Raw genomic sequence first — 16631 nt, 5'->3', positions numbered from 1 at the left:
TCGTTTTTCTTACTGATTTGATTACTCATTTTGCCTACTGAGTTACTTACTCAGCTTAAACATTTTGCATTGTCGGCGCTAACTTTAACAGCAAAATCAATATGGACGCGCCACTTCTTTCAGTGTGGTTATGGATATCGATCCTGCCGCCATGTTCGTCGATAATCTTCTTCACCATCGCCAGCCCCAGGCCGGTTCCGCGCGCCTTAGAAGTGACATATGGTTCAAACGCGCGCGCCAGGATCTTCGGTGCGAAACCGGGACCATTGTCGCTGATCGACAGCCGCACCGCCATCCGTTCGCCGCCGTCCGCGCCCCGATAATGAATCGCTTCGGTGATCACGTCAATCCGGGGAGCTTCGCCCCCGGGCGGCAACTCGGCCATGGCATCCTGGGCGTTTTGCAGCAGGTTGTGTATGACCTGGCGCAACTGGGTGGCATCCCCCATGACTGGCGGCAAGTTTAGCGCCAGTTGCGGGTGGATGATGTCGCTGCTCTCGCCGCTCAGGTACAGGTCGAGGATTTCCTCCACCAGCGCATTTAAATCGAGCGGATGCAGCACCGCCGGCGGCGTGCGGGCGTAGTCGCGGAAGTCGTCCACCATGCGCTTCATGGCAGCGACCTGGTTGACGATGGTGGTCGTGCTCTTGGCCAGCAGTTCGCTGTCGGGCGATACCAGCTTGCTCTCGAGCTTCATTTGCAGGCGTTCGGCCGACAGCTGGATCGGTGTCAGCGGATTCTTGATCTCGTGGGCCAGGCGGCGCGCCACCTCGCCCCAGGCGATTGAGCGCTGCGCCGAAATCACGTCGGAAATATCGTCGAACACCACCAGGTAGCCGCTGCCGCCCTCGATCGGCAGGCGCGAGCCGCGCGTGAGCAGGGTCAGGTCGTGGTCGTCCAGGCTGGCGCTGCGGCGCGGCACCTCGATCTGGCGCTGCCAGTGGGTGCGCTGGGCGGTACGGCCGGCTGCCGACTGCGCGCTCTGGGCGGCAAAGCCGGCCACGATGGCCGCGCCAAACTCCTGCATGCCATCGACCTCGTCGAGCTTGCGGCCGATCATCGTCATGCCCGGCAGTTGCAGGATGCGCTCGACCGAATCGTTAAAACTGATCAGGTGGAACTCGGCATCGAGCACCATCACCCCGGCCGACATATTGGCCAGCACCGATTCCAGGTGGGCCTTGGCGTTTTGCAGCGCGGTGCGGTTGCGTTCGACCGCGCTGCGGGCGTCCGACAGCTGCCGCGTCATGGTGTTGAACGATTGCGTCAGCGTGCCCAGTTCGTCCGAGGTGGCCACGATCGGCCGCGGCGACAGGTCGCCCTCGGCCACCGCGCGCGTGCCCTCGGCCAGCAGCAACAGCGGCTGGGCCAGGTCGCGGGCAATCAGGAAGGCGCTGGCAATCGCCCCAAACACGGCCAGCAGCAGGGTCAAGGTCAGGGTGACGATGTACATGCGGCGCAAGCCCACGCGCGCGACAAAGCGCTCCTTGTAGTTGGAATAGGCGCTGCGGATGGTCTCGCCATTGGCGGCCAGCTTGGCGGGCGCCAGCTGGATCAGTTGCAAATAGCGCGGCGCCAGGCGAAAGCCGTTGGGACGGACGACTTCGGGGATGGCCATCACCACGCGCAGGCGCAGCTGGCTGGCGGCGTCCTGCGGCCCCACCGGCGCGGACGGCACCTCGACCAGGTTGCTGCGCAGTTCGTTGCCGCCCTCGGGCGCGCCGTAGGCCACTTCGCTCTTGGCGCGCGCCATCATCTCCCTGGTGGGCAGGTCGGCGCTGAGGTTGCCGCTATTGCTGGCGCGGGCGCTGACCACCAGGCCGCCTTCGGCGTCGACGATGATGGCGTTCTGCATGCCCGGGTGGCTCTTGACCAGTTCGGCCAGCATCTGGCGTTCGGTGCCGGACGGTTCTTCGGCCAGCCGCTCGGTGGCGCGGGCGGCGGTGACGGTCAGTTCACCGAGCGCCGCATCGAGCCCGGCCCGGCTCAGGTCGATACCGGCCTCGAGCGCTTCTTCCACCGGCACGTTGAACCAGGAATCGATCGAATGGGAGACGAACTGCACCGACACCAGGAAGATCACCAGCCCCGGCAGCACGCCGATGGCGGCAAACAGCAGTACCAGCCGGGTCATCAGCTTGGCGCCGAACTTGCCTTCCTTGTAACGTGAATACAGGCGGTACAGCGAGATGGCAACGAGCAGCAGCAGCGCGCCGGCCACCGCCGCGTTCAGGCCCAGCAGCCAGGCATAGTAGCGGTCGAAAAAGCCGGAGTTGTCGGAGGCGGACGCCAGCAGGAACAGCAGGATACTGACAAAGGCGCCGCCGATGACGGCAAAATACCGCAGCATCCGGCTCACTTATTCGGCCTTGTAAAGGAAGGATTTCTTGTCGGACGCCAGGCGCCATTCATTATTGTTATTGAGGGCGTTGAGCTGGATCGGTTTGGGCAGGTAGTTGGGATCGAGTCCCATCGAGAGCTTGACGGTATAAGTTTCACCCACCTTGAGCGCGCCGCGCGGCGCCACGATCCAGCGGTTGGGCCGGCGGATCTGGAACAGCGCGTCGTCGAGCGACGAATAGCTTTGCGCCACGCTGCCGGTAATGCCCACCGTGTACTGGCGGGTAAGCACGTTGAACCAGATCTTGGCGGTCTGGCGCGCCACGATGGCTTTTTCGTCGAACCAGTACCAGCGCGGACGGGTGAATTCGATGGTGGTGGTGAAGTACAGCGGCACGCCGTATTGCAGCGCGTCCTCCAGGCCGTGATTGAGGTCGAAGCCGTAGGTGGCCGAGAGGCGGTAACCGTCTTCGGTCGCTTCCACGAAGGCGCGCTTGATCTCGACGCCATCGGCAGCGCGTGCCGCCTGCGGCAAGGCGCAGGCAAGGAGCAGCAGCAAGGGGCCGATCAACAGGCGCAAAAATCGAAGGGTCACGGTGCTCAACAGGTACGGGGTGGTTAAAGCTCGGGCAAAATCGCTGACAGAACGATTACGCATTTTTCTGGAACAGCGCGTAGAACAAACCATCGTGATCCTGCCCGTCGCCACCGGCGGGAAGCAATTGGCCCGGCGCGTCGAGGCGCGCAGCGCCGTGGCGCACGGCAAACGCGGCCGCCTGCGCCTCGGATTCCTGGGGCCACAAGGAACATGTCACGAACAGCAATTTACCACCGGGGGCAAGCATCTGCCAAAGGTTGTCGAGGATTTTGGCCGAAAGTGTTGCAAGTTGGAGCGTGTCGCCCTTGCGGCGCAACCAGCGGATATCGGGATGGCGGCGCACGATGCCCGACGCCGTGCACGGCACGTCGGCCAGGATGCGGTCGAACGGCTGGCCGTCCCACCAGTCCGAGGCTTCGGCCGGGGCGGCCGTCAGTTCGGCGTCCAGCTGCAGCCGCTCGAGGTTTTCGCCCACCCGGGCCAGGCGCTTGGCGTCGGCGTCGAGCGCGGTGACGTGCACCTTGGCCAGCTCGAGGATGTGGCAGGTCTTGCCGCCGGGCGCGGCGCAGGCGTCGAGCACGCGCATGCCGTCGGCCAGGTCGAGCAGCGGCGCGGCCAGCTGGGCGCCGGCATCCTGCACCGACACCACGCCATCGTTAAAGCCGGGGATCAGGCCCACGGCCACCGGTTTGACCAGGCGCACGGCCGATGGGCCGATGCGGGTGGCGGCCATGCCGGCCTGCTCCAGCACCGCCAGGTAGTCTTCCACCGAGCTTTTGCGCACATTGACGCGCAGCGTGAGTGGCGGCGCGGTGTTGCCGGTGGTGAGCACGCCCTGCCAGTCCTGCGGCCAGGCTGCGCGCACGGCATCGATCCACCACTGCGGGTAGTTCCAGCGCGCCAGCGGCTGCAGCGAGGCGGTATCGAGCATGGTCTGGCGCTCGCGCAGGAAGCGGCGCAGCACGGCGTTGACCATGCCCTTGGCGCGGGCGGTGTCCGGGTGTGCCTCGGCGGCGGTCACGGTTTGATCGACCACGGTGAATTCTTCGTACGGCGCCGTTTCGTCCGGGGCGTTGATCAGCGCCAGCGCGCACGCCAGCAAGGCCGCCACCAGCGGTTCGGGCGCCTTCGGCGCCATCAGGCCGACCAGGGTTTCGCTCTGACCCAGCTGGCGCATGCAGCGGTAGCTGATGTCCTGCATGGCGCCGCGCGCCTGCGGCGTGGCGCCAGCGCCGAGGCGGACCCACACCTGCACCAGCGCCTGTGGCAGGTTGGTACCGGTGCGCACCAGCGCCACGGCTTGCGCCGCGCCGATCAGGCTGTAGGCCAGGGAATCGGGCTTGAGGCCGGTATTAAAGCCCGTTTGCAGCGCCGGCTTGAGGTCGCGCGCATGGCTGGCGCGCAGCTTGGGCGCGGCCGGCGTGGCGGGGGACTTCAGGGAGAGTGTCGGACGCTGCTTGTTCATATGCTAATTCCAGATGGCGGCCGGCAGCCGTGATCGCGCAGTATACAGCAGCACCTTTCATATGGCGATCAGTTGCGCGAGGCGCCGATGTAAATCTGCCCCCCGATACCGACACGCGATGACCGGGCCCGGGCAAACCAGTATAATATTTGCAGTTTGGCTCGTGCTTCCGCGCTGGCCTGAAGCGTAACACTTCGCATTTTGATGATTATTTAGCGCGGCCCCGCCGCCACCCTGCTCATGCTCGCCCAACAAAAACAAGATATCACCGCCCTGTTCCGGGCCGCCCTCGCCCCGATCGTCGCTGACACCGGCGTCAGCGCCAACGTCGTGCTCGAGCGTCCGCGCGATCCGTCGCACGGCGACGTCGCCTGCAACATCGCCATGCAGCTGGCCAAGCAGCTCAAGATGAACCCGCGCGAACTGGCTACCCGCGTCGTCGATGCGCTGCGCGCCGATCCGGCCGCCGCCGGCCTGGTGGAGTCGGTCGATATCGCCGGCCCCGGCTTCATCAACCTGCGCGTGACCGCAGCGGCCAAGCAGGCCGTGGTCAAGGCCGTGCTGGCGCAGGGCGCCAGCTATGGCAACAGCGCGTCCGGCAGCGGCCTGCGCGTGATCATCGAATTCGTCTCCGCCAACCCCACCGGCCCGCTGCACGTGGGCCACGGCCGCCAGGCGGCGCTGGGCGACGCGCTGTCCTCGCTGTTCGGCAGCCAGGGCTACGACGTGACCCGCGAGTTCTATTACAACGACGCCGGCGTGCAGATTCAAACCCTGGCCAACTCGGTGCAGGCGCGCCTGCGCGGCCACAAGCCGGGCGACGCCGCCTGGCCCGAGTCGGCCTACAACGGCGACTACATCGCCGACATCGCCGCCGACTTCCTGGCCAAAAAAACCGTGTCGGCGTCCGACGGCTCGCCAGCAACCGCGTCGGGCGACATCGAAGACATCGAATCGATCCGCGCCTTTGCGGTCACGTACCTGCGCAACGAGCAGGACATCGACCTGCAGGCGTTCGGCGTCAAGTTCGACAATTATTACCTCGAGTCGTCGCTGTACCAGGACGGCAAGGTCGACGCAGCCGTGGACATGCTCAACAAGTCGGGCAAGACGTACGAGGAAGAAGGCGCACTGTGGCTGCGCACTGAAGACTACGGCGACGACAAGAACCGCGTGATGCGCAAGACCGACGGCACCTACACGTACTTCGTGCCCGACGTGGCGTACCACATCGTTAAGTTCCAGCGCGGTTACAACCAGGCCATCAACGTGCAGGGTTCCGACCACCACGGCACCATCGCCCGCGTGCGCGCCGGCCTGCAAGCGGTTGGCCTGGGCATTCCGCAAGGCTTCCCGGACTACGTGCTGCACAAAATGGTCACCGTCATGAAGGGCGGCGAAGAAGTCAAAATCTCCAAGCGCGCCGGTTCGTACGTGACCGTGCGCGACCTGATCGAATGGTCGGGCGGCGGCGACATCACCAAGGGCCGCGACGCCGTGCGCTTCTTCCTCATTTCGCGCAAGGCCGACACCGAATTCGTGTTCGACGTCGACGTCGCACTGAAAACCTCGGACGAAAACCCGGTTTATTACGTGCAGTACGCGCACGCGCGCATCTGCCGCATGCTGGAACAATGGAGCGGCGACGAAGCGTCGCTGGCCAATGTCGACCTGGCGCCACTGACCGCTCCCACCGAGGCAACCTTGCTGGCCACCCTGGCCGCGTACCCGGAAACCCTGGCGCGCGCCCAGGCCGAACTGGGCCCGCACCAGATCGCGTTCTACCTGCGCGACCTGGCCGCCAACCTGCACAGCTTCTATTTTGCCGAGCGCGTGCTGGTGGACGACGAGGCACTCAAGGCCGCGCGGATCGCGCTGATGGTCGCCACGCGCCAGGTGCTGCGCAACGGCCTGGCGCTGATCGGCGTCTCGGCTCCCAATAAAATGTAATGACCAGGATCTCCCGCACATGACTTTCCGCCTTTCGCAGTTCCGCAACCCGGCCGCAGCCCAACGTCAACAGGGCAATACCTTTGTCGGCATCGTCATCGGCCTGGTCATCGGCCTGGCCGTGGCGGTGGTCGTGGCGCTGGTGATCAACAAGGGCGCCTCGCCGTTTACCGACAAGGCCCGTAACAGCAAGTCGGCCGAAACCACGGCGGGACAAGCCGCCGATCCAAACAAGCCGATGTACGGCAACAAGGAAGCGGCACGCGCCGCCGCCAAGGACCTGTCGCGCGAAACGCCGCCACCGGCGCCAGCCACGCCCCCTCCTGCGCCAACCCCGGCGCCAGCCAAGGCGGCCGATCAGCTGCAGGCCGTGGTTGATCGCATCCAGGGCACGCCGGCAGAAAAGCCGCGCGCGTCCAATGTCACGCCTACGCCAACCGGCAAGGCGGGTGCTGCGGCTACCCCAGCACCGGCGGCCGGCGACGAGAAATACATCTATTACCTGCAGGCGGGCGCGTTCCGCGAAGTAGCCGACGCCGAAAGCGCGCGCGGCAAGCTGGCCCTGCTCGGCTTCGAAGCCACGCTGTCGGACCGCACCACCGATACCGGTATGCTGCATCGCGTGCGCATCGGCCCGTTCCAGCAGGTGGAGGCGATGAACAAGGTGCGCAGCAAGCTGTCCGAAAACGGCATCGATGTTGCAGTCGTGCGAAATCAGAAATAACTGAGCAAAAGTAAACCCGAGGAGTGAAGATGCGAGTCCTGAAATATGCAGTAAGCGCCATGCTGATGAGCGCCGTGGTCCTGTCGGCATCGGCGTCGCCGACCGATCCTAAAAACGGCGTCGAATACCGCACCCTGCCCACGCCGCAACAGGCGGATGCGAAAAAAGTGGAAGTGATCGAGTTCTTCGACTACGCCTGCCCGCACTGCTACGCGCTCGACCCGTCGCTGCAAGCCTGGATCAAGAAACAAGGCGGCAACATCATCTTCAAGCGCGTGCACATCTCGCGCACCGGCACCGACCTGCCGCAGCAAAAAATGTTCTACACGCTCGAGTCGATGGGCCTGATGAACGACGCGATGAACACCAAGATCTTTACCGAGATGCACGTCAACCGCAACCGCATGAACCGCGACGAGATGGTGTTCGACTTCATCGCCAAGCAGGGCGTCGATCGCCAGAAGTTCATCGACGTCTATCGCGGCATGGGCGTGCAGGGCCATGTGCGCCGCGCATCGTCGCTGATGGATACCTACGGCGTCGATTCGTGGCCGATGTTCGCCATCGATGGCAAATACGTGACCTCGCCGGCCATGTCCGACGAAGCTACCAAGGCTGCCACCACCGAGGCGCAATTGCACGCGCAGGGCTTCCAGGTGATGGACGTGCTGGTCGCCAAGGCGAAAGCGGAAAAGAAGTAAGCATGTCCCACCCGGACGCGCGCGTGGAGCGCCACCATGCAGCCTAAGTGGAGCCACCAGCGCGTGTTCATCACCGGCGCCTCGAGCGGCATCGGCGCCGCGCTGGCCGCGCGCTACGCGGCACTGGGCGCCACGCTGGGCCTGCTGGCACGGCGCGGTCCCGCGCTCGACCAGCTGATCGCCTCCCTGCCCCAGCCTGAACGCCACCGCGCCTACGCGGTCGATGTGCGCGACCATGCGGCCATTGCCGCCGCCGCGCAGGACTTCATCGCGCACACCGGCGGCATCGACGTGGTGATCGCCAATGCCGGCATCTCGGTGGGCACTCTCACCGAATATGCCGACGACTTGCCGGTGTTTGCCGACATTGTCGCCACCAACCTCACCGCCACCGCCGCCACGTTCGCGCCGTTCATCGCCACCATGAAGGCGCAAGGCGCGCCCGCGCGGCTGGTGGGCATCGGCAGCGTGGCCGGCATCCGTGGCCTGCCGGGCGCCGAGGCCTACAGCGCCTCCAAGGCAGCCGTGATCAGCTACTGCGAATCGCTGCGCCTCGAACTCAAACCTTACGGCATCAAGGTCGTCACGCTGTGCCCCGGCTACATCGACACGCCAATGACGCGCGTGAATCCATACCCGATGCCGTTCCTGATGGCGCCCGACAAATTTGCTGCGCGCGCCGCGCAGGTGATCGATGCCGGCAGCAGCTACGCGGTGATTCCGTGGCAGATGGGCGTGGTCGCCAAGGTGCTGCGCCTGCTGCCGAACCCGGTGTACGATTTCGCCTTCGGCAAGGCGCCGCACAAACCGCGCAAACAAGCCTCATGACCAGTCACTCGGCATTCGTCTCCGCACCATCGATCACGGCGCTGTGCGCCGCCAGCGCCAGCCACGTGGCGATCGAAGCTGTGCTTGAAACCGGTTCCACCAACGCCGACCTGCTGGCGCGCCTGAGCGACCTGGGCACCCTGCCCGGCCCGCTGTTGCGCATCGCCGACCAGCAAAGCGCGGGGCGCGGCCGCGCTGGCCGCAGCTGGCTGTCCACGCCCGGTGCAGCGCTGATGTTCTCGCTGGCCTGGCGTTTCAAGGGGCCATTGCATCGCATGACCGGCCTGCCGATGGCAGTGGGCGTGGCGCTGGCCGAAACCATTATCGGCCTGGGCGTGCCGGTGCAGATCAAGTGGCCCAACGACCTGCTGCGGGACGGCGACAAGCTGGCCGGCATCCTGGTCGAAACCTGTGTCGATAAAACCGACGGCGCCATCTGGGCCGTGATCGGCACAGGCATCAACCTCCTGATGCCGGACGCGCTGGAACAGCAGATCGGCCGCAGCGTGGCCGCAGCGCCGTGGCTGGCGCAAATGGACCGCAACGCGCTGGTGGCGGCATTATTGAGCCGGCTGGCGGCGGTGCTGAGCGAATTTGACGACACCGGCTTCGCGCCGTTTGCCGAACGCTGGAACGCGCTGCACGCCTGGCACGGCCGCGAGGTGGTGCTGCTCGATGATGGCCAGGTGCGGCAGCAGGGCCGCGCCGTGGGCGTCGATGCAATTGGCCGCCTGCTGCTCGCCACGCCGGGTGGCCTGGTCGAAGTGCTGTCGGGCGATGTCTCGCTGCGGCTTTCCCCTGACACCCCAACCGGAGACACCGCATGCTCCTGATCGACGCCGGCAACACCCGCGTGAAATGGGCGCTGGCCGCCAACGACGCCGCACCAGGCGAGTGGCTCGAACACGGCGCCGTCACCCATGCCGACCTGCCGCAGCTGGAACTGGCGTGGAGCGAGGCGGTGGCGCGCCACGGCGTGGGCCGCATCGTTGTCGCCAACGTGGCCGGCAATGCGCTGCGGGTGCAGCTCGAATACGTGTTGCAGCGGGCGTTTCCGGCGCTGGTTCCCGCTGAGGCGATTACCTGGTTTGCGTCCGTACCGGCGCTCGCTGGCGTGACCAACGGCTACCGCAATCCGGCCCAGCTGGGATGCGACCGCTTTGCCGCCGCCATCGGCGGCCATGCGCTGGCGCCGGGCCAGCCCATCATCGTCGCCAACTGCGGCACCGCCACCACCATCGACGCCATCACCGCCGACGGCTTTTTCCTGGGCGGAATGATCATGCCGGGACTGGGCCTGATGGCCGGCGCGCTGGCGCGCAACACGGCCCAACTGCCACGCATCGCCCACGACGCCAGACTGCCCGAAGGCTTTGCCGACAATACCGACGACGCCATCTTGAGCGGCTGCATGGTGGCCCAGAGCGGTGCCATCGAACACGCGTTTGCCCAACATGGCGCGGCCATCTGCATCCTGTCCGGTGGCGCCGCGCCGCACATCGCGCCGCTGCTGACGGTACCATACCGCCTGATCGACAACGTCGTGCTGATCGGCCTGCACGCCTCGGCCGCCGCCGACACTTAACCGCCCACAGGAATAGCCCGTGCTGAAATTTCTCTTCTGTTCGCTGTTGGCCGTCAATGCCGCGCTGTTCGCGTACGGCCAGGGCTACCTCGGGCATTTCAGCGGCAGCGAGCGCGAACCGCAGCGCCTGCAGCGCCAGCTCAACCCCAAGGACCTGACGCTGGTGTCGTCCGAGCGCGCGCATGGCACCGAGGCGAGCGCCCCTGCAGTTGCCACGTCTGTTGCCGCCAATGCTGTCACTGATACTGGGATTGCAGCAGCCACTGCCGCGGTCGCCACGCCTGCTGCCAGGCCGGCGGCGCCGCTGGCCTGCGTGGAAATCGGCAGCTTCGTGCTGGCCGAAGCGCGCCGCTTCGAAGCACGCGTAGCCCCCCTGCAACTTGGCGACCGCCAGTCGCGTCGCAACCTGCCCGGCACCGAAATCTCGAGCTACATCGTGCACGTTCCGCCGCAGGGCAGCAAGGAGGCCGCCGACCGCAAGGCCGCCGAGCTGCGCGGCCTGGGCGTCACCAACTACTACGTCATCTCGGACAATTCGCCGCTGCGCTACGGCATCTCGCTGGGCGTCTTCAAGACCGAGACTGCGGCGCAGAACCAGCTGGCGATGCTGGTCAAACAAGGCGTGCGCACCGCACGCGTCACCCCGCGCATGACCGGCAGCCGCCTGCTGGCCTTCCAGTTCCGCGACGTCGGGCCAGCGCTGAAGGCCGACCTCGACAAGATCCGCACCGACTTCCCCAACACAGACATCCACACCTGCCGCTAAAATCACTTCGGGGTCAGTGCCGACATTCGGACACGAGCTCATCGCTATGGTGACCATTATCGCGCGATTAAGTTCAAAAATGTCCGAATGTCGGCACTGACCCCGAAGGTTAGTTAGCGCTGGATCACCAGCGGTTTGAGTTTGAGGGCCGATGGCAGGTTGGCGATGGCGTCTTGTGCCGACTGGCGGCTGGCGAATGGGCCGCTGAACAGGCGGAATACGGGGCCGCTCTGCACCACGTGCAATGCCGCCAGCGCGGCGCCGGCCAGTTGGCCCTGCAGTTCGCGCGCGCCGTCCGGGCGCGAGTAGGCGCCCAGTTGCAGGTAGTAGCCGCCGGTCAGCGCTTCGTCCTGGGTTGCCGGCGTTGCCGGCACTGCAGCCGCAGCGGCCGTGGCGGTCGTGGCGCCGTCGCCCAGCATCAGTGCTTCGATGTCGGGATTGGCCGGTACCGCGCGCGGCGCCAGCACCAATGCCGGTTTCTCGTTGTCGCCCCGGTACGAATTGAGGCGCTTGTCCGGTGATGACTGCGCTGCCTGCGACACCAGGCGCGCCCCGCTGGTGGTCGAAACGCCGCCGCGCGTGGCCAGCATGCGGTCGATTTCGGCCGGCAGGATGCGCTCCACTTTCAACTCGTGGCTGCCCTTGTTGAGCAGGCCAAGCTTGAGCGCGGCCGTGTACGAGACGTCGATCACGCGCTTGGCGTGGAACGGTCCGCGGTCGTTGATGCGCACCACCACGGTGGCGCCGGTCAGCATGTTCGACACCCGCGCATACGACGGGATCGGCAGCGTGGGATGGGCGGCCGTCATCTTGTACATGTCGTACAGCTCACCGGACGACGTGCGCTGGCCATGGAATTTCTTGCCATACCAGGTGCCCATGCCCACCTGGGTGAACGGTTCGTCGTCGGTGATCGGCGTGTAGGTTTTACCGAGCACCACGTACGGGCGGTTGGAGCGCGGCAGCAGCGGGTCATTGCGCACTTCGGCGTCGGGCACGGCCGCCAGGTTCGCGGGTGGATTGTCGCCGGGGCCGTCGTCCTGGTAATAGCCGCCCCGCCCCGAATTGGCCGGTGGCAGGTTCGGCAAACCGGGCTGCGCCTTGCCGGTGGGCGGCGCCTTGATCACCGGACCGCCCACGCGCGAGGTGCGCGGCAAGCGCTCGTCGGGCGTGCTGGCGCAGCCGGCCAGCAGAGCGGCCAGCAGCAGCGGCACGAGCAATGGGGAGTTGCGGCCGCACAGGCGGGTGGGCGTGGTGTTGAAGCCTGGCCTCATGTCGTCATCCTTTTCAGTTCTTGCGCACCGCTGGTGCGGGCTGCGGGGCGGGCGCAGGCGCCGCCGGGACTGGCGCTGGAGCTGGCGTGGGCGCCGGTGCCGGCGTTGGGGCCGGTGCTGGCGCCGGCGCAGACTGCGTCGGTATCAGTCCCGGCGGCGGGGTGCCCAGCGCTTCGAAGCGCGCGGCGGCGGCCTGCTCTTCGAGCGTCTGGCCTTCCACCGGCAGGATCTCTTCGGCATCCTCCTTCTCCACCTTGGTGGTGTCCTTGCCGGCCGGGCGTTTACCCAGCAAATAGTAATCGATGGCCTTGCGCGCGATCGGCGCCGCTTCCAGGCCGCCCTTGCCGGCGTTTTCCACCACCAGCGCCAGCGCGATGCGCGGCTTTTCGGCCGGCGCGAAGGCCACGAACAACGCGTTGTCGCGCAGGCGTTCGGCCAGCCTGGCGGCATTGTACTTCTCGCCCTTCTTGATGGTGATCACCTGTGCGGTACCGGTCTTGCCGCCCACGCGGTACTGGGCGCCGGTAAACGCGCGCACGCCGGTGCCGCCAGCCTCGGTGGTCACACCCACCATGGCGTTCTTGATGAAGTCGATGTTCTCCTGCTTGAGCGGAATCCGGTAACTCTCTTTCGACACCGTGAGCGTGCGCGCGCGGGTGCCGCCGTTTTCCAGGATCTTGACCAGGTGCGGTTTCATCACCACGCCGTTGTTGGCCAGGTTGGCCATGGCATGGGCGATCTGCAGCGGCGTGTAGGCGTTGTAGCCCGAGCCGTTGCTGACCGAGATCGTGTCGCCGCCCACCCAGCGCCCGGCGGCGCCCTTGAAGCGCTTGCGCTTCCAGTCCTGCGACGGCAGCACGCCGATTTTTTCGCCCACCAGGTCGATGCCGGTCTTCTGGCCGAAGCCGAAGGGCTTCATGAAATCGTGGATCATGTCGATGCCCATGTCGTGGCCGAGCTCGTAATAATACGTGTTACACGAGACCACGATCGATTTGTGCATCGGCACCATGCCGTGGCCACCCACCACGTCATCGTTGAAGCGGTGGCCGCCCAGCATGTAAAAGCCCGGATCGTACGTGGCGTAGCTGGTGGTGCGCTTGCCCAGTTCCAGCGCGGCCAGCGCCATGAAGGGCTTGAAGGTCGAACCGGGTGCATAGGTGCCCGACAGCGGTCGGTTGACCATCGGCCGGTCGAGCGAGGTATTGAGTTCGTTCCAGCTCTGGGTGTCGATGCCGTCGACGAACAGGTTGGGGTCAAAACCGGGGCGCGACACGTAAGCCAGGATGTCGCCCGTCTCCGGCTCGATGGCGACCAGCGCGCCACGGCGCTCGCCAAACGCGTCCTCCACCACCTTTTGCAGCTCGATGTCGATCGACAGGATCAGGTTGTCGCCCGACGTGGCGGGCTTGCGCGACAGCGTGCGGATGGCACGACCGCCGGCCGACACTTCCACCTCTTCGTAGCCGGTGCGCCCGTGCAGTTGCCGCTCGTAGCTCTTCTCCAGGCCTTCCTTGCCGATATGGTCGGTACCGCGATAGTTGGCGGTTTCCTCGCGCTCGTCGATGGCGGCAGCGTCGGTGCGGTTGATGCGGCCAATGAAGCCGATCACGTGCGAGGCGGTCTCTCCCAGCGGGTACTGGCGGAACAGGCGCGCCTGCACTTCCACGCCGGGAAAGCGGAAGCGCTGCGCGGCAAAGCGCGCCACTTCCTCGTCGGTCAGGCGGGTGCGCAGCGGCACGCTCTCGAAGCGTTTCGATTCTTCCATCAGCTTCTTGAAGCGGCGCCGGTCCTTCACCTCGATGTTGACCAGCGTGGACAGCTCTTCGATGGTGTCGTCGAGCGAAGCCGTCAGTTTCGACGGCGTGATCTCGAGCGTGTAAGCCGAGTAGTTGTTGGCCAGGACCACGCCGTTGCGGTCGTAGATCAGGCCCCGGTTCGGCGCGATCGGCACGATGGCGATGCGGTTCTCCTCCGCCTTGACGGCGAAGTCGTCGTGCTTGACCACCTGCAGCCACACCAGGCGCGCCAGCAGCAACGAGAAGCACAGGAACACCACGCCGACCAGCACCGCAATACGGGTGCGGAACTCGCGCAGTTCGCGCTCGGTATCCTTGATTTCGATCATGCCGTCACTCCCCAGGCGGGAACACTGCCACCGGCGCCATGGCGCACGGTGCGGGTGAAATGCGAAATGCTCATCAGGATGCCGGCGCCGATGCCGAGGGTAAACAGCGCAGTGCCACCGTAGCTCATGAACGGCAGCGGTACACCGACCACCGGCACGATGCCGCTGACCATGGCCATGTTCACGAAAGCGTAGGTAAAGTAAATCATGGTGATGGCGCCCGCCAGCAGGCGCGTGAAAAAAGTGGGCGCGTTGAGCGCAATCGACGTCGCGCGCCAGATCAGGAGCAGGTAAAGGGTAACCAGCACCAGGTTGCCCACCAGGCCGAACTCCTCGGAGAACACGGCAAAAATGAAATCGGTGGTGCGCTCGGGGATGAACTCCAGGTGGGCCTGGGTACCGTGGGTCCAGCCCTTGCCGCCCGCGCCGCCGGAGCCGATGGCGATCATCGACTGGATGATGTGGAAGCCCTGCCCCAGCGGGTCGTGGTACGGGTCGATCAAGGTGAGCACGCGTTCGCGCTGGTAGTCGTGCAACATGGTCCACAGCACCGGCAGCGCCGCGCATCCGGCCAGCGCCAGCGCAGCGAGCACCTTCCAGGCCAGGCCGGCCAGGTAGATCACGGCGCCGCCGGCAGCCACCACCAGCAGCGCGGTGCCCAGGTCGGGCTGGCGCGCAATCAACAGTACCGGCACCGCCAGCAGGGCCGCTGCCGCCGCGTAAGTGTGCCAGCGAAGGCGCCCGGCCTGCAGCTGGAAATACCACGCCAGCATCAGCGGCATGGCGATTTTCATGAACTCGGACGGCTGGATCTGCACGCCCACCGTGATCCAGCGGCGCGAACCACCCTTGATGGTGCCAAACAGGGCCACCGCCACCAGCAGCAGCACGGCCAGTGCATACACTGGCGCGGCAATGCGCATCAGGGTTTGCGGCGGCGTGTTCGCGGCCAGCCACATGACCACGAACGCGGCGCCGATATTGCGCACCTGGTCGGTGACCTTGCCGGGAATCGCCAGTCCCGCTGAATACAGCGTGACCAGCCCCACCGACAGCAGCAGCAGGATGATCAGCGCGAGCGGCAGGTCGAACACCGCCACATAGGGACGAAGGCGCTGCAACAGCGAGCGGCCGGGATTCAAGGCCGCCATCAGGTCTGCACCAGCTTGCGGTGGCGCTGGATGCTCATCAGGATGCCGCCGGCCAGGCCGAGTGTGAGCAGCGCGGTGCCGCCGTAGCTCATGTACGGCAGCGGCACGCCCACCACCGGCAGGATGCCGCTGACCATGCCCATGTTCACAAACGCGTAGGCGAAATAGATCATGGTCATGGCGCCGGCCAGCAGGCGGCTGAACAGGTTGGCCGCGTTCCCGGCGATCATCAGGCCGCGTCCCACCAGCAGCAGGTAGAGCAGCATCAGCACCAGGTTGCCGATCAGGCCGAACTCCTCGGAGTACACGGCGAAAATGAAGTCGGTGGTGCGCTCGGGAACAAACTCCAGGTGGGCCTGGGTGCCATGGGTCCAGCCCTTGCCGGTCATGCCGCCCGAGCCGACCGCGATGGTGGACTGGATGATGTGGAAGCCTTTGCCAAGTGGGTCGGACGTGGGGTCGATCAGGGTCATCACGCGTTCGCGCTGGTAGTCGTGCAGCAGGGTCCAGATCACCGGCAGGCTGGCGCCGAACAGCACCAGCAGCACGCCGATCGCTTTCCACGCCAGGCCGGCCAGGAAGATCACCGTAAAGCCGGCAGCGACGACCAGCAGCGCCGTGCCCAGGTCGGGCTGGCGCACGATGAACAGCACGGGCGCCATCAGCAGTACGGCCGCCAGCAGATACGAATGCCAGCGCAACTGGCCGGCGCGCTGCTGGAAAAACCACGCCAGCATCATCGGCGTGACGATCTTCATGAACTCCGACGGCTGGATGTCGATACCGACGTGCAGCCAGCGCCGCGCACCGAGCTTGATGATGCCGAACAGCGCCACGCCGACCAGCAATATCATGCCGGCCGCGTACGCCGGCACGGCAATGCGCATCATGGTCTGCGGCGAGATGTTGGCCGCCACCCACATCACCAGGAACGACAGCAGGATATTGCGCACCTGGTCTTCCATCTTGCCGGGGATGCCGATGCTGGCCGAGTACAGCGTGATCATGCTCACCGTGAGCAGGGCCACGATGATCAGCGTGAGCGGACCGTCGAACACGGTGAAGTATGGGCGTAGGCGGCGCCCCAGGGAGCGCCTTTCGTGGATGCGCATTGCGGTTCC

14 protein-coding genes are annotated in these 16631 nt (G+C 65.8%); 7 read left to right on the top strand and 7 right to left on the bottom strand.

Annotation, left to right across the window (positions count from 1 at the left end; genetic code table 11):
• Positions 1 to 55 precede the first annotated feature (55 nt).
• From J2X54_RS21350 to rsmB, 3 genes are read right to left on the bottom strand one after another with little or no spacing between them, the layout of a single operon-like run.
• On the bottom strand, positions 56 to 2350 hold the full coding sequence (locus tag J2X54_RS21350; protein ID WP_310183426.1) for an ATP-binding protein: 2295 nt from the start codon (positions 2348 to 2350) through the stop codon (positions 56 to 58).
• A gap of 9 nt (positions 2351 to 2359) precedes the next feature.
• A complete protein-coding gene (locus J2X54_RS21345) occupies positions 2360 to 2998 on the bottom strand; it encodes a DUF4390 domain-containing protein (protein ID WP_310183424.1) in 639 nt (212 codons plus the stop codon).
• On the bottom strand, positions 2991 to 4403 hold the full coding sequence (rsmB, locus tag J2X54_RS21340) for a 16S rRNA (cytosine(967)-C(5))-methyltransferase RsmB (RefSeq protein ID WP_310183422.1): 1413 nt from the start codon (positions 4401 to 4403) through the stop codon (positions 2991 to 2993). Before rsmB ends, J2X54_RS21345 begins: the two co-directional genes overlap by 8 nt.
• Before the next feature lie 240 nt (positions 4404 to 4643).
• On the opposite strand from rsmB, the gene argS reads away from it, so the two are divergent.
• Genes argS through J2X54_RS21305 form a run of 7 tightly spaced genes read left to right on the top strand, consistent with a single transcriptional unit; the run spans position 4644 to position 10957 of the window.
• Entirely contained in the window at positions 4644 to 6353 is a 1710-nt protein-coding gene (argS, locus tag J2X54_RS21335; RefSeq protein ID WP_310183419.1) for an arginine--tRNA ligase, read from the top strand.
• Between the two features lie 19 nt (positions 6354 to 6372).
• A complete protein-coding gene (locus J2X54_RS21330; RefSeq protein ID WP_310183417.1) occupies positions 6373 to 7077 on the top strand; it encodes an SPOR domain-containing protein in 705 nt (234 codons plus the stop codon).
• Positions 7078 to 7106: 29 nt separating this feature from the next.
• Complete coding sequence (locus tag J2X54_RS21325) at positions 7107 to 7778, top strand: thiol:disulfide interchange protein DsbA/DsbL (RefSeq protein ID WP_310183415.1); 672 nt, start codon at positions 7107 to 7109, stop codon at positions 7776 to 7778.
• A 36-nt stretch (positions 7779 to 7814) separates the two neighbouring features.
• Positions 7815 to 8606, top strand: coding sequence for an SDR family oxidoreductase (locus J2X54_RS21320; RefSeq protein ID WP_070251863.1), 792 nt, complete (start codon positions 7815 to 7817; stop codon positions 8604 to 8606).
• A complete protein-coding gene (locus tag J2X54_RS21315; protein ID WP_310183412.1) occupies positions 8603 to 9439 on the top strand; it encodes a biotin--[acetyl-CoA-carboxylase] ligase in 837 nt (278 codons plus the stop codon). The genes J2X54_RS21320 and J2X54_RS21315 overlap by 4 nt, the downstream gene beginning before the upstream one ends.
• Entirely contained in the window at positions 9430 to 10191 is a 762-nt protein-coding gene (locus J2X54_RS21310) for a type III pantothenate kinase (RefSeq protein WP_070251861.1), read from the top strand. Before J2X54_RS21315 ends, J2X54_RS21310 begins: the two co-directional genes overlap by 10 nt.
• A 19-nt stretch (positions 10192 to 10210) precedes the next feature.
• Positions 10211 to 10957, top strand: a complete 747-nt coding sequence (locus tag J2X54_RS21305; protein ID WP_310183409.1) for an SPOR domain-containing protein — start codon at positions 10211 to 10213, stop codon at positions 10955 to 10957.
• Between the two features lie 113 nt (positions 10958 to 11070).
• On the opposite strand, the gene J2X54_RS21300 is transcribed toward J2X54_RS21305, so the two are convergent.
• The 4 genes from J2X54_RS21300 to rodA (J2X54_RS21285) are packed head-to-tail and all read right to left on the bottom strand — an operon-like array spanning position 11071 to position 16622.
• Positions 11071 to 12231 carry a septal ring lytic transglycosylase RlpA family protein gene (locus tag J2X54_RS21300; protein ID WP_310183406.1) on the bottom strand — a complete coding sequence of 387 codons (1161 nt, stop codon included), beginning with the start codon at positions 12229 to 12231 and terminating at the stop codon, positions 11071 to 11073.
• A gap of 13 nt (positions 12232 to 12244) precedes the next feature.
• Positions 12245 to 14359 carry a penicillin-binding protein 2 gene (mrdA, locus tag J2X54_RS21295; protein WP_310183403.1) on the bottom strand — a complete coding sequence of 705 codons (2115 nt, stop codon included), beginning with the start codon at positions 14357 to 14359 and terminating at the stop codon, positions 12245 to 12247.
• Positions 14356 to 15510, bottom strand: a complete 1155-nt coding sequence (rodA, locus tag J2X54_RS21290; RefSeq protein ID WP_070251858.1) for a rod shape-determining protein RodA — start codon at positions 15508 to 15510, stop codon at positions 14356 to 14358. Before rodA (J2X54_RS21290) ends, mrdA begins: the two co-directional genes overlap by 4 nt.
• A complete protein-coding gene (rodA, locus tag J2X54_RS21285; protein ID WP_070251857.1) occupies positions 15510 to 16622 on the bottom strand; it encodes a rod shape-determining protein RodA in 1113 nt (370 codons plus the stop codon). Before rodA (J2X54_RS21285) ends, rodA (J2X54_RS21290) begins: the two co-directional genes overlap by 1 nt.
• Between the last annotated feature and the right edge of the window lie 9 nt (positions 16623 to 16631).

The sequence above is a fragment of the Duganella sp. 3397 genome (genome assembly GCF_031456625.1).
Taxonomy (GTDB): domain Bacteria; phylum Pseudomonadota; class Gammaproteobacteria; order Burkholderiales; family Burkholderiaceae_D; genus Rugamonas; species Rugamonas phyllosphaerae.
This window is presented reverse-complemented; position numbering and strand designations above follow the sequence as displayed.

Excerpts from the sequence above, each read along its gene's own strand:
- J2X54_RS21350 (WP_310183426.1), bottom strand. The coding sequence starts at position 2,350 with ATGCTGCGGTATTTTGCCGTCATCGGCGGCGCCTTTGTCAGTATCCTG.
- J2X54_RS21345 (WP_310183424.1), bottom strand. The coding sequence starts at position 2,998 with ATGCGTAATCGTTCTGTCAGCGATTTTGCCCGAGCTTTAACCACCCCG.
- rsmB (WP_310183422.1), bottom strand. The coding sequence starts at position 4,403 with ATGAACAAGCAGCGTCCGACACTCTCCCTGAAGTCCCCCGCCACGCCG.
- argS (WP_310183419.1), top strand. The coding sequence starts at position 4,644 with ATGCTCGCCCAACAAAAACAAGATATCACCGCCCTGTTCCGGGCCGCC.
- J2X54_RS21330 (WP_310183417.1), top strand. The coding sequence starts at position 6,373 with ATGACTTTCCGCCTTTCGCAGTTCCGCAACCCGGCCGCAGCCCAACGT.
- J2X54_RS21325 (WP_310183415.1), top strand. The coding sequence starts at position 7,107 with ATGCGAGTCCTGAAATATGCAGTAAGCGCCATGCTGATGAGCGCCGTG.
- J2X54_RS21320 (WP_070251863.1), top strand. The coding sequence starts at position 7,815 with ATGCAGCCTAAGTGGAGCCACCAGCGCGTGTTCATCACCGGCGCCTCG.
- J2X54_RS21315 (WP_310183412.1), top strand. The coding sequence starts at position 8,603 with ATGACCAGTCACTCGGCATTCGTCTCCGCACCATCGATCACGGCGCTG.
- J2X54_RS21310 (WP_070251861.1), top strand. The coding sequence starts at position 9,430 with ATGCTCCTGATCGACGCCGGCAACACCCGCGTGAAATGGGCGCTGGCC.
- J2X54_RS21300 (WP_310183406.1), bottom strand. The coding sequence starts at position 12,231 with ATGAGGCCAGGCTTCAACACCACGCCCACCCGCCTGTGCGGCCGCAAC.
- mrdA (WP_310183403.1), bottom strand. The coding sequence starts at position 14,359 with ATGATCGAAATCAAGGATACCGAGCGCGAACTGCGCGAGTTCCGCACC.
- rodA (WP_070251858.1), bottom strand. The coding sequence starts at position 15,510 with ATGGCGGCCTTGAATCCCGGCCGCTCGCTGTTGCAGCGCCTTCGTCCC.
- rodA (WP_070251857.1), bottom strand. The coding sequence starts at position 16,622 with ATGCGCATCCACGAAAGGCGCTCCCTGGGGCGCCGCCTACGCCCATAC.